At 60.4% G+C, this 11061-nt stretch carries 11 protein-coding genes and 2 pseudogenes; 1 reads left to right on the top strand and 12 read right to left on the bottom strand.

Features of this window, described 5'->3' with window-relative positions; genetic code table 11:
• Positions 1 to 41: 41 nt before the first annotated feature.
• The 12 genes and pseudogenes from Q1V60_RS08280 to ccoN (Q1V60_RS08225) form a co-directional block, all read right to left on the bottom strand.
• Entirely contained in the window at positions 42 to 581 is a 540-nt protein-coding gene (locus Q1V60_RS08280) for a FixH family protein (protein ID WP_300629153.1), read from the bottom strand.
• A 15-nt stretch (positions 582 to 596) separates the two neighbouring features.
• The gene (ccoG, locus tag Q1V60_RS08275) at positions 597 to 2000 is read right to left on the bottom strand and encodes a cytochrome c oxidase accessory protein CcoG (RefSeq protein ID WP_300629152.1); all 1404 of its coding nucleotides are present in this window, start codon (positions 1998 to 2000) and stop codon (positions 597 to 599) included.
• A 207-nt stretch (positions 2001 to 2207) separates the two neighbouring features.
• Positions 2208 to 2618 (bottom strand): annotated as a pseudogene (locus tag Q1V60_RS08270) (type II toxin-antitoxin system VapC family toxin).
• A pseudogene (locus tag Q1V60_RS08265) lies at positions 2618 to 2871 on the bottom strand (type II toxin-antitoxin system Phd/YefM family antitoxin). The pseudogenes Q1V60_RS08270 and Q1V60_RS08265 overlap by 1 nt, the downstream one beginning before the upstream one ends.
• Positions 2872 to 3044: 173 nt before the next feature.
• Complete coding sequence (ccoP, locus tag Q1V60_RS08260) at positions 3045 to 4022, bottom strand: cytochrome-c oxidase, cbb3-type subunit III (protein WP_300629149.1); 978 nt, start codon at positions 4020 to 4022, stop codon at positions 3045 to 3047.
• The gene (locus Q1V60_RS08255) at positions 4019 to 4204 is read right to left on the bottom strand and encodes a CcoQ/FixQ family Cbb3-type cytochrome c oxidase assembly chaperone (protein WP_003193169.1); all 186 of its coding nucleotides are present in this window, start codon (positions 4202 to 4204) and stop codon (positions 4019 to 4021) included. Before Q1V60_RS08255 ends, ccoP (Q1V60_RS08260) begins: the two co-directional genes overlap by 4 nt.
• A gap of 5 nt (positions 4205 to 4209) precedes the next feature.
• A complete protein-coding gene (gene ccoO / locus Q1V60_RS08250; RefSeq protein ID WP_003193167.1) occupies positions 4210 to 4818 on the bottom strand; it encodes a cytochrome-c oxidase, cbb3-type subunit II in 609 nt (202 codons plus the stop codon).
• Positions 4818 to 6260: a cytochrome-c oxidase, cbb3-type subunit I gene (ccoN, locus tag Q1V60_RS08245; RefSeq protein WP_300629143.1), complete on the bottom strand. Its 1443-nt coding sequence runs from the start codon at positions 6258 to 6260 to the stop codon at positions 4818 to 4820. The genes ccoO (Q1V60_RS08250) and ccoN (Q1V60_RS08245) overlap by 1 nt, the downstream gene beginning before the upstream one ends.
• 441 nt (positions 6261 to 6701) lie before the next feature.
• Positions 6702 to 7649 (bottom strand): cytochrome-c oxidase, cbb3-type subunit III, encoded by a 948-nt coding sequence (ccoP, locus tag Q1V60_RS08240; RefSeq protein ID WP_300629141.1) that lies wholly within the window; start codon positions 7647 to 7649, stop codon positions 6702 to 6704.
• The gene (locus tag Q1V60_RS08235) at positions 7646 to 7846 is read right to left on the bottom strand and encodes a cbb3-type cytochrome c oxidase subunit 3 (RefSeq protein ID WP_071483007.1); all 201 of its coding nucleotides are present in this window, start codon (positions 7844 to 7846) and stop codon (positions 7646 to 7648) included. Before Q1V60_RS08235 ends, ccoP (Q1V60_RS08240) begins: the two co-directional genes overlap by 4 nt.
• 3 nt (positions 7847 to 7849) lie before the next feature.
• On the bottom strand, positions 7850 to 8458 hold the full coding sequence (gene ccoO, locus Q1V60_RS08230; protein ID WP_057721245.1) for a cytochrome-c oxidase, cbb3-type subunit II: 609 nt from the start codon (positions 8456 to 8458) through the stop codon (positions 7850 to 7852).
• A gap of 10 nt (positions 8459 to 8468) precedes the next feature.
• Complete coding sequence (ccoN, locus tag Q1V60_RS08225) at positions 8469 to 9893, bottom strand: cytochrome-c oxidase, cbb3-type subunit I (RefSeq protein WP_300629134.1); 1425 nt, start codon at positions 9891 to 9893, stop codon at positions 8469 to 8471.
• Between the two features lie 79 nt (positions 9894 to 9972).
• On the opposite strand from ccoN (Q1V60_RS08225), the gene Q1V60_RS08220 reads away from it, so the two are divergent.
• Entirely contained in the window at positions 9973 to 10662 is a 690-nt protein-coding gene (locus tag Q1V60_RS08220; RefSeq protein WP_300629132.1) for an alpha/beta family hydrolase, read from the top strand.
• The last annotated feature ends 399 nt before the right edge of the window (positions 10663 to 11061 follow it).

The following is an 11061-nucleotide window of genomic DNA, read 5'->3' as shown; positions in this document are numbered from 1 at the left end:
TGTGGGAGCGGGCTTGCCCGCGATGCGCGAAGCGCGATCTTTTACTTCTTCAGGTCTTCGGCACCCTGCAACGGTTCGTCTCCCAGCAGCAAGTCCTTGGCGTGGCTGACCTCTTCTTCTTCGAACAGGCGCCAGGTCTTGTCGCCTTCCACGCCGAGCAGTTCCACGAAGCGGCGGCCTTCGACCTTGTCGGTGACCTGGCCGATGTAGCGGCCGGGTTCGCTGTCGCTGCGGGTCAGGTTGATCTTGCGATCCTTCTCCGGCTGGGTCGGGGAGATCAGGTTCAGTTCCAACGTGTTCGGGTTGCTGTAGCCGGTGAGGTGCAGATCGACTTCGCCGGTCAGCTCGTCCAGGTGCAGTTTGCCGCGCAATTGCAGGGTCTGGGCCAGGCGTTCGCGGTCCAGGGAGCGGTTGATGCCTTTGCCGGCCTCGTAATAGTTGTCGTTGACCAGGTTGTCCGGGTTATTCACCGCGATGGTCACCATGGACAAGGTGAGGGTCACCGAACAGGCGAGGATCCCGATGATGATCCAGGGCCAGAGGTGCTTGTACCAAGGGCTTGCGGCGGTGGTTGCGGGCATTCTCGTGTTCCCTGTTTAACGAACTTGTGGGCCGATGAATCGGCTCTTGGCTTCAATGTGAACGCTGGCGTCGTCGGCGTCCTCAAGGATGAACGTCACCTCGTTGGTGCTTGACGGCAACTGCTCGGGTGCACTCGACAACTCTACCGGCATGCTGACGATGTCGCCGGCGGCCACCTTGACTTCACGTCGGCCTTGCAGCTTGAGGTCGGGCAGGCCGGCGGCGTCGAGCACGTAGGTGTGGTCGCGCTGGTCCTTGTTCATGATCTTCAGGCTGTAGACGTTTTCGATGCGCCCTTCGGCGTTCTCGCGGTACAGCACACGGTCTTTGCTGACGTCGAAGCCCACCAGCGAACGCATGAAGAACGCTGCCACCAGCAGGCTGATCATCGCCAGCAACACCAGGGCGTAACCGATCAGGCGCGGGCGCAGCTTATGGGTCTTCTGCCCGGACAGATTGTGCTCGGTGGTATAGCTGATCAGGCCGCGTGGGTAGTCCATTTTGTCCATGATGGTGTCGCAGGCGTCGATGCAGGCGGCGCAGCCGATGCACTCGATTTGCAGGCCGTCACGAATGTCGATGCCGGTGGGGCACACCTGCACGCACATCGTGCAATCGATGCAATCGCCCAGGCCCTGGGCCTTGTAGTCGGTGCCCTTCTTGCGCGGGCCACGCACTTCGCCACGGCGTGGGTCATAGGAAACGATCAGCGTGTCCTTGTCGAACATCACGCTCTGGAAACGCGCATAGGGGCACATGTAGATGCACACCTGTTCGCGCAGCCAGCCGGCGTTGCCGTAGGTGGCGAGGGTGAAGAAACCCACCCAGAAATATGACCAGCCATCGGCCTGGCCGGTGAAAAAGTCGAATACCAGTTCGCGGATCGGCGAGAAGTAGCCGACAAAGGTGATGCCGGTGGCAAATCCGATCAAGAGCCACAGCATGTGTTTGCTGAATTTGCGCAAGAATTTGTTGGCGCTCATCGGCGCCTTGTCCAGCTTGATGCGCTGGTTGCGGTCGCCTTCGGTGACCTTTTCGCACCACATGAAGATCCACGTCCACACGCTTTGCGGGCAGGTATAACCGCACCAGACGCGACCGGCGTACACGGTGATAAAAAACAGGCCGAAGGCTGCAACGATAAGAATGCCCGAGAGCAGGATGAAGTCCTGGGGCCAGAAGGTCGCGCCAAAAATGAAGAACTTACGTTCCGGCAGGTTCCACCACACCGCCTGGTGGCCACCCCAGTTCAGCCACACGGTGCCGAAGTAGAGCAGGAACAGAGCGGCGCCACCGAGCATGCGCAAATTGCGGAACACTCCGGTGAAGGCGCGCGTGTAGATCTTCTCTCGCGAAGCGTAGAGGTCGACGGTTTTGGCAGGCGGGGTAACGTTATGTACCGGTATCTGGTCGCTCATCATTGCATCCCACGGCGGTGGAGATTTGCCTCGGCCAGTACGTGCCAACCGGGGTCAAATTAAGGGTGTTGCAGTGGCCCAATGATACGCCCCCGAGGGTTGGCGAGGGGTGCGACCTTTGGTCGCGTTGGGTGAAGTCAAGTGATGGTGTAAGTGACCTGGATCAATTGACTTTGCAAGTATGGACGGTTTTTGCCGGCAAGCCGGTCATTCGTCCCATGGATTGATCAGTGCAACGCCGCTGGATTTGAAATCGCCGGTGTTGCGCGCCGCAACGGCGACGCCCGTGAATCAGAGCGGTCGCAGCGATCAGCGAATCACTTTCATTGGCTCGATTGGGCGCATGCAGGTGCGCGCATCGCAAGGCTACGGCAGCATCGATGGGCAGGATTCCGGCATCAAAGGCGGGCATCACATGACGTTCGAGCCAGGTCCGCAACACTTTCCCCTGAGCCGGATCACGGCGCTCGATGCGCAAGACTCCGGTTTCCAGTTCGTTGAGCGTAATCGCCGATATGACATGCGCGGCGCCATGACGCTTCTGGCCCAGGCGACCACATTTGCATCCGCCTGGGGTTTGCGAAGTTCAGAGATAACGTGGGTATCGAGTAGATACATCAAGAAAGGTCCACGGGTCGATGGATGATCACGGCGCGTTCGGGTTCGAAGTCGATTTCGGCCGCTTCCGGCATCGCCAGCAGGTCAACGATGTCGGCATTCAGGCCCGTCAATTTCTGGTAGTCCTCAATGCTTAGCAGTACATGGGCGGGCTTGCCGCGACCGGTGATGAAACCGGGCCCTGGCGGGCGGCTTTTTTGGCGCCACTTGTGTCTTGATTGAATTCGCGGCCGGAAATGGTCGTGATGGTCATGGGGTTATTCCCCTTCTTAGAATGTATGTAGCTACGTTACTAGTTCGTTACTACTTCGTGCTCGCGCGCGGCAATTAGAGGCTACAAGCGGTTGCGCGTTGTCGCGTTCGCGAACCAGAAACCACAAAGCCCCGCCAGTTCATGCTGCGCGGGGCTTTGTGGGGGTCAAGGCTTTACGGCTCCTCGGTCTTTTTGTCTCCATGGGACAAGCTGTAAACGTACGCGGCCAGCAAGTGCACCTTGTCATTGCCCTGCAGTTGCTCCTGCGCGGGCATCTGGCCCTGGCGGCCATAGCGAATGGTCTGCTGCAGTTGGGCGAAGCTTGAGCCGTAGATGAACGCACCCGGATGAGTCAGGTCCGGCGCGCCCATGGCCGGGGTGCCTTTACCGGCCGGGCCGTGGCAGGCCACGCAGTTGGTGGCGAAGAGTTTTTCGCCGTTGGCAATGTCGGCCTTGGCGCCTTCCGGCAGTTTGCGGCCGTCGAGGTTGGTCACCACGAAGGCTGCTACGTCGGCCACGCCTTGCTCGCCGATCACTTCGGCCCAGCCTGGCATGACTGCATGACGGCCTTGCATGATGGTTTGCTTGATGGTCGCCGCGTCGCCGCCCCAACGCCAGTCGGCGTCGGTCAGGTTTGGGAAGCCGTAGGCACCCTTGGCGTCCGAACCGTGGCACACCGAGCAGTTGGAGGCGAACAGACGGCCGCCCATCTTCAGGGCTTGCGGGTCCTTGGCGACTTCTTCAATCGGCATCGAAGCGAACTTGGCGAAGATCGGCCCGAACCTGGCTTCCGACCTGGCCATTTCCTTTTCCCATTCATGCACGCCGGTCCAGCCGGCCTGGCCGTTGGCAAACGGGGTTTCCTTGGCGTTGTCGAGGTAGTTGTAACCCGGCAGCAGGCCTTTCCAGTTGCCCAGGCCCGGGTATAGCACCAGGTAGCCGAGGGCGAAAATGATGGTGCCGACAAACAGCATGAACCACCATTTGGGCAGCGGGTTGTCGTATTCCTCGATGCCGTCGAACGAGTGGCCGACGGTCTCGTCCGTCTGCTCGGCGCGCTGGCCCTTGCGGGTCGACAGCAGCAGCCAGGTCAGGGCGAAGATGGTACCCAGACTGAGGACTGTGACGTACAGACTCCAGAACGTAGTCATTCTTTGTTACTCCTAGACGCTTGCTCGACGTGCTTGATGGCTTCGGGGTCATCCGCAAAAGGCAGCATGGTCGCGTCGTCAAATTCCGATTTGCGCCGTGGGCTGAATACCCACAACGCCAGGCCGATAAAGGCCACCATCACCACAACGGTGCCCAGGCCGCGAATCATCCCGATATCCATACAGGTCACCGTTTGCTTTTGATGATGGTGCCAAGGCCCTGCAGGTAGGCCACCAATGCGTCCATTTCGGTCTTGCCTTTGACTGCGGCGGCCGCACCGGCGATGTCTTCGTCGGTGTAGGGCACGCCCAGGGTGCGCAAGACTTCCATTTTTTTCGCGGTGTCCTTGCCGTCGAGCTTGTTTTCCACGAGGAACGGGTACGCCGGCATCTTCGACTCAGGCACAACGTTGCGTGGGTTGTACAAGTGCGCACGCTGCCAGTCATCGGAGTAACGTCCGCCGACGCGCGCCAGGTCCGGGCCGGTGCGCTTGGAACCCCACAGGAAGGGATGGTCCCATACGCTTTCACCGGCCACCGAGTAGTGGCCATAGCGTTCGGTTTCGGCGCGGAACGGGCGGATCATCTGCGAGTGGCAGCCCACGCAACCATTGGCGATATAAACATCGCGGCCTTCCAGTTCGAGGGCGGTGCGCGGTTTCATGCCTTCGACCGGCTTGTTGGTCACGTCCTGGAAAAACAACGGAACGATCTGGGTCAGGCCGCCGATGCTCACGGCGATGACCATGAAGAAGGCCAGCAGGCCGATATTCTTCTCGACTACTTCATGCTTCATCAGTGGGCTCCCACGACGGCGATCTTAGCGGCGGCTTCAGCTTGCTCCGGGTCGGAGGCACGCACGGTGCGCCAGACGTTGTAGGCCATGAACAACATGCCGGTGGCAAAGAACGCACCGCCCAGGGCGCGCACGATAAAGCCTGGGTGGCTGGCTTGCAGCGCTTCAACGAAGGAGTAGGTGAGGGTGCCGTCATCGTTGATCGCACGCCACATCAGGCCCTGGGTAATGCCGTTGACCCACATCGAGGCGATATAGAGCACGGTACCGATTGTGGCCAGCCAGAAGTGGGTGTTGATCAGCCCGACGCTGTGCATCTGCACGCGGCCGAAGAGCTTGGGGATCATGTGGTACAGCGCGCCGATGGAGATCATCGCCACCCAGCCGAGGGCCCCGGCGTGTACGTGGCCGATGGTCCAGTCGGTGTAGTGGGACAGCGAGTTGACGGTCTTGATCGCCATCATCGGCCCTTCGAAGGTCGACATGCCGTAGAACGCCAGCGAGACCACCAGAAAGCGCAGGATCGGGTCGGTGCGCAGCTTATGCCAGGCGCCCGAGAGCGTCATCATGCCGTTGATCATGCCGCCCCAGCTCGGCGCCAGCAGGATGATCGACATCGCCATGCCCAGGGACTGTGCCCAGTCCGGCAGCGCGGTGTAGTGCAGGTGGTGCGGACCGGCCCAGATGTACAGGGTGATCAGCGCCCAGAAGTGCACGATGGACAAGCGGTAGGAATAGATCGGACGTTCGGCCTGCTTGGGCACGAAGTAGTACATCATCCCGAGGAAACCGGTGGTGAGGAAGAACCCGACGGCGTTATGCCCGTACCACCACTGAATCATCGCATCCGTCGCGCCGGAATAGGCCGAATAGGACTTGAACAGGCTGACCGGCAGGGACGCGTGGTTGACGATGTGCAGCATCGCCGTGACCAGGATAAATGCCCCGTAGAACCAGTTGCCGACATAGATGTGCTTGGTCTTGCGCTTGACGATGGTGCCGAAGAACACCACGGCGTAAGTCACCCACACGATGGCCAGCAAAATGGCGATCGGCCATTCCAGCTCGGCGTATTCCTTGGTGGTGGTGTAGCCCAGGGGCAGGCTGACAATGGCGCCGATGATGACCGCCTGCCAGCCCCAGAAGGTAAAGGCGGCAAGGCCATCGGAGATCAGTCGCGTCTGGCAGGTGCGTTGCACGACATAGTAGGAGGTGGCAAACAATGCACATCCACCGAAGGCAAAGATCACCAGGTTGGTATGCAGTGGGCGAAGGCGGCCGAAGGTCGTCCATGGCAGGTCGAAATTCAATTGCGGCCAAACCAGTTGCGAGGCGATGAACACCCCGAGCCCCATGCCAAGGATCCCCCAGACCACCGTCATGATGGCGAACTGGCGGACTACCTTATAGTTATAAGCAGTCGGACTGATTGCTGTGCTCATTCTAGGGTTCCACGGTTTAGGTTTTTTTATAGGTAAAATCGGTCGCAAGTATGTAGAAAGCGAGGGGCCATTGCAACGCAATGGCTGACCTGTATCAATGCGTTCCACGCCAGATTCTGCGCCCTTTCCATGTTTTGCGTAAGGATTAAATCGGAAATTGAAAGCTGATCGAGTGGACAGGAATTTTAGGGGGCGCAACGGATACCGTCGCCTAAGCCAGAATTGCTCCACTGTGGGAACAAGCGTAGACCCGAATATGAGGGGGGGAAAGTTGGGTGTTGCGAGGGTGCGACACTTGGTCGCGCAAGTGAAAACAACATCGGATCACTGTAGGAGCGAGCTTGCTCGCGAAAAAATCCAGAGCGCCGCGTTTATTCCGGATAAATGCGGTGTCCTCAGGTTCTTCGCGAGCAAGCTCGCTCCTACAGTAAAGCGGAGCGGTTACTCGGTCGGGCTGTCTGGCGTTGCACCATCAGCGCTGTGGGACAGGCTGTACACGTACGCCGCCAGCAGATGCACCTTGTCATTGCCCTGCAGCAGTTCCTGGGCCGGCATCTGGCCCTGGCGACCATGGCGAATGGTCTGCTGCAACTGCGCCAGGCTGGTGCCGTAGATAAACCCGCTTGGTTCGGTCAGGTTCGGCGCGCCCATGGCTTCCACGCCGTGGCCTTGTGGGCCATGGCAAGCCACGCAGGTGGTGCTGAATGCGGTTTGGCCGGCGGCCAGGTCAGCGCTGTTGTCCGCTGGCAAGGGCAGCTTCGCCAGGTCGTGGCGCACATAGGCGGCGACGTTCTTCACCCCGTCCTCGCCCAGCACTTCACCCCAGGCCGGCATCGCCGCGTGGCGACCGCCCATGATGGTGGCCTTGATCGCTTCGGCCGAACCGCCCCAGCGCCAGTTGTTGTCCGCCAGGTTGGGGAAGCCATACGCACCTTTGGCGTCCGAGCCGTGGCACACCGCGCAGTTGGAGGCGAACAGGCGACCGCCCATTTTCAAGGCTTGCGGGTCCCTGGCCACTTCTTCCACCGGCATGGCTGCGAATTTGGCGAAGATCGGCCCGAACCGGGCGTCGGCCTTGGCCATTTCCTTGTCCCATTCCTTGGCCTGGGTCCAGCCGTCTTCATAGCCCGGCAACACGCCTTTCCAATTGCCCAGGCCCGGATAAAGGATCAGGTAACCGACGGCAAACACCAGGGTGCCGGCGAACAACATGAACCACCACTGGGGCAGCGGGTTGTCGTATTCCTCGATTCCGTCGAAAGCGTGGCCCATGGTCTGGTCGACGCTGCCTTTGGTTTCGCCCTTGCGGGTGCCGATCAACAGCCAGGTCAGGCCGATCAGGCTGCCCAGGGTCAGTACGCAGATCCATGTACTCCAAAAGGTAGTCATGGCCGAGTGCTCCTTGTTGCAGGCTCTTCTTGAGCGTCGGATGGAGAAGGTTCATCGGCGAACGGCAGCAGGCGCGCCTGCTCGAACTCCGCGTTGCGCCGGTTGTTGAACACCCACAGCGACAGGCCGATAAAGGCGATGGCCACCACCAGCGTGCCGAGGCCGCGAATGGTGCCCGCATCGAATTCAAATCCCATGGCTCACCTCTTGCTCTTGATGGCAGTGCCGAGCACTTGCAGGTAGGAAACCAGCGCGTCCATCTCGGTCTTGCCCTTGAGGCTGGCGACCGCGCCCGTGATGTCGTCGTCGGTGTAAGGCACGCCGAGGGTGCGCATGACCTTCAACTTGGTCTCGGTGTGGCTGCTGTCGACCGCGGCTGTGACCAGCCACGGGTAAGCCGGCATTTTCGACTCCGGTACCACGTTGCGCGGGTTGTACAGGTGCGCACGGTGCCAGTCGTCCGAGTAGCGTGCGCCAACCCGGGCCAGGTCCGGCCCGGTGCGCTTGGAACCCCACAGAAACGGGTGGTCCCACACGCTTTCGCCGGCCACCGAGTAGTGGCCGTAGCGTTCGGTCTCGGCGCGGAACGGGCGGATCATCTGCGAATGGCACTGTACGCAGCCTTCACGGATGTAGATGTCGCGGCCCTCCAGTTGCAGCGCGGTATAGGGTTTCATGCCTTCAACCGGCTTGTTGGTCACGTCCTGGAAGAAAAGCGGGACGATCTGGGTCAGGCCGCCGATACTCACGGCCAGCACCATCAACAGCATCAGCAGGCCGACGTTCTTTTCAATCGTTTCGTGTTTCATCATCGACTCCTCAGGCCATCTGCGCTGCGGCGGTGACTTCGCCAGGTTGCGCCGAACGCACGGTGCGCCACGTGTTGTAAGCCATCAGGAACATGCCGCTGAGGAAGATGGCGCCGCCCACCAGCCGCACGATGAAGCCTGGGTGGCTGGCCACCAGGGTTTCGACGAAGGAGTAGGTCAAGGTGCCGTCTTCGTTGACCGCGCGCCACATCAGGCCCTGGGCGATGCCGTTGACCCACATCGAGGCGATGTAAAGCACGGTGCCGATGGTGGCCAGCCAGAAGTGCGCGTTGATCAGGCCGAGGCTGTGCATCTGCTCGCGACCGAAGACTTTCGGGATCATGTGGTACAGCGCGCCGATGGAAATCATCGCCACCCAACCGAGTGCGCCGGCGTGTACGTGGCCGATGGTCCAGTCGGTGTAGTGGGAGAGGGCGTTGACGGTCTTGATCGCCATCATCGGGCCCTCGAAGGTCGACATGCCGTAGAACGCCAGGGACACCACGAGAAAGCGCAGGATCGGGTCGCTGCGCAACTTATGCCAGGCGCCCGAGAGCGTCATCATGCCGTTGATCATGCCGCCCCAGCTCGGTGCCAGCAGCACCAGCGACATCACCATGCCCAACGACTGCGCCCAATCCGGCAGCGCGGTGTAGTGCAAGTGGTGGGGACCGGCCCAGATATACAGAGTGATCAGCGCCCAGAAGTGCACGATGGACAAACGATACGAATACACCGGACGTTCGGCCTGCTTGGGCACGAAGTAGTACATCATCCCGAGGAAGCCGGCGGTGAGGAAAAACCCTACAGCGTTATGGCCGTACCACCACTGCACCATGGCGTCCGTCGCACCGCCGTACAGCGAGTAGGACTTGGTCAGGCTGACCGGGATTTCCAGGTTGTTGACGATATGCAGGATCGCCACGGTGATGATGAACGCACCGAAAAACCAGTTCCCTACATAAATATGCTTGGTGTTGCGCTTCATGATCGTGCCGAAGAACACGATGGCATAGGCAACCCAGACGATGGTGATCAGGATGTCGATCGGCCATTCCAGTTCGGCGTATTCCTTGGAGCTGGTGTAGCCCAGCGGCAGGCTGATTGCAGCCAGCAGGATGACAACCTGCCAGCCCCAAAAGCAGAACGCCGCGATTTTCGGCGCGAACAGCTGTGTTTGGCAGGTGCGTTGCACCGAGTAGAAGGAGCTGGCGAACAGCGCACAGCCACCGAAGGCAAAAATAACCGCGTTGGTGTGCAACGGGCGCAGGCGACCGAAGCTGGTCCAGGGCAAGTCGAAGTTGAGCGCAGGCCAAACCAATTGGGCCGCGAGAAAAACCCCGAGCCCCATGCCGACGATGCCCCACACCACCGTCATAATGGCGAATTGGCGGACCACCTTGTAGTTATAGGCGGTACTTAAAGTAGTGTTCATGGTTCCCCATCCACGGTTCAACCCAAGCAGATGCGGCACTTGGGCTGGAGTTATAGGCAGACTAAAAAGCGAGGCAAGCATGGGCAAAGAGCACAAGGCCAGTATTGACGGGGATCAATGGGCGCAGTGTGTGCGCGAACGCGGCTGGTTGTGGGATGTCGCTACGGGCACGGCCTCGGGCAAGCCGGTCACGCTGATCCTGGCCCACGGCGCCGGTGCGCCGATGGACTCGGCATTCATGAACGACATGGCTGCGCGCCTTGGCGGGCATGGCGTGAGCGTATTGCGCTTCGAATTCCCGTACATGGCCCAGCGCCGTCTGGACGACGGCAAACGCCCACCGAACCCGGCGCCCAAACTGCTGGAAGCATGGCGTGAGGTGTATGCCGAGGTGCGACGTCATGTCGCTGGCAACGTGGCGATTGGCGGCAAATCCATGGGGGGGCGGATGGCCAGTTTATTGGTCGATGAGCTGGGCGCCGATGGGTTGGTGTGCCTGGGCTATCCGTTCTATGCCGTGGGCAAGCCGCAGAAGCCCAGGGTCGAGCATTTGGCGGGGCTGAAGACCCCGACGCTGATTGTGCAGGGCGAACGTGATGCGTTGGGTAATCGGGCGGCGGTGGAGGGCTATGAATTGTCGCCGCGTATCGACGTGATGTGGCTGACGGCGGCAGATCATGATTTGAAGCCGCTGAAGGCTTCGGGGTTTACCCATGAGCAGCATCTGGAGGCTGCGGCAGTGCGAGTGGCTGAGTTTCTCGGCGGTTAGGGCGTCATCGCAGCATGGGTATCCACACAACTCCGGGTGCGGCGTTGAACCCGTGGCGAGGCAGCTCGCTCCCGTGACGGTCTGGCGGCCTGTAGCGATCAGACTGATGCCCGCGATCCAAACGGCGGGCAGCAAGTCAGGACAATCGATGCCGAGGCCCATCTCACACAAGGCTGCCCCCACACTTGACGGTATTCACAAATGGAACTGTGTGAACCTAATCCAAGGTGGGGGCTTGCTCTAATGCCAGTCAGTTAAGAAGAAACGCTTTACCGTGGCGAGGGAGCTTGCTCCCGCTGGCTGCATAGCAGTCCTATTTTCCGGGGCCGCTTCGCGGCCCCGCGGGAGCAAGCTCCCTCGCCACAGGTTAACGGTTGCCCGCTCTGGCGCTTAATTGAC

The sequence above is a fragment of the Pseudomonas sp. genome, assembly GCF_030147005.1.
GTDB lineage: Bacteria > Pseudomonadota > Gammaproteobacteria > Pseudomonadales > Pseudomonadaceae > Aquipseudomonas.
The sequence above is the reverse complement of the archived record's forward strand: the minus strand, read 5'-3'. Positions and strand labels throughout refer to the sequence as shown.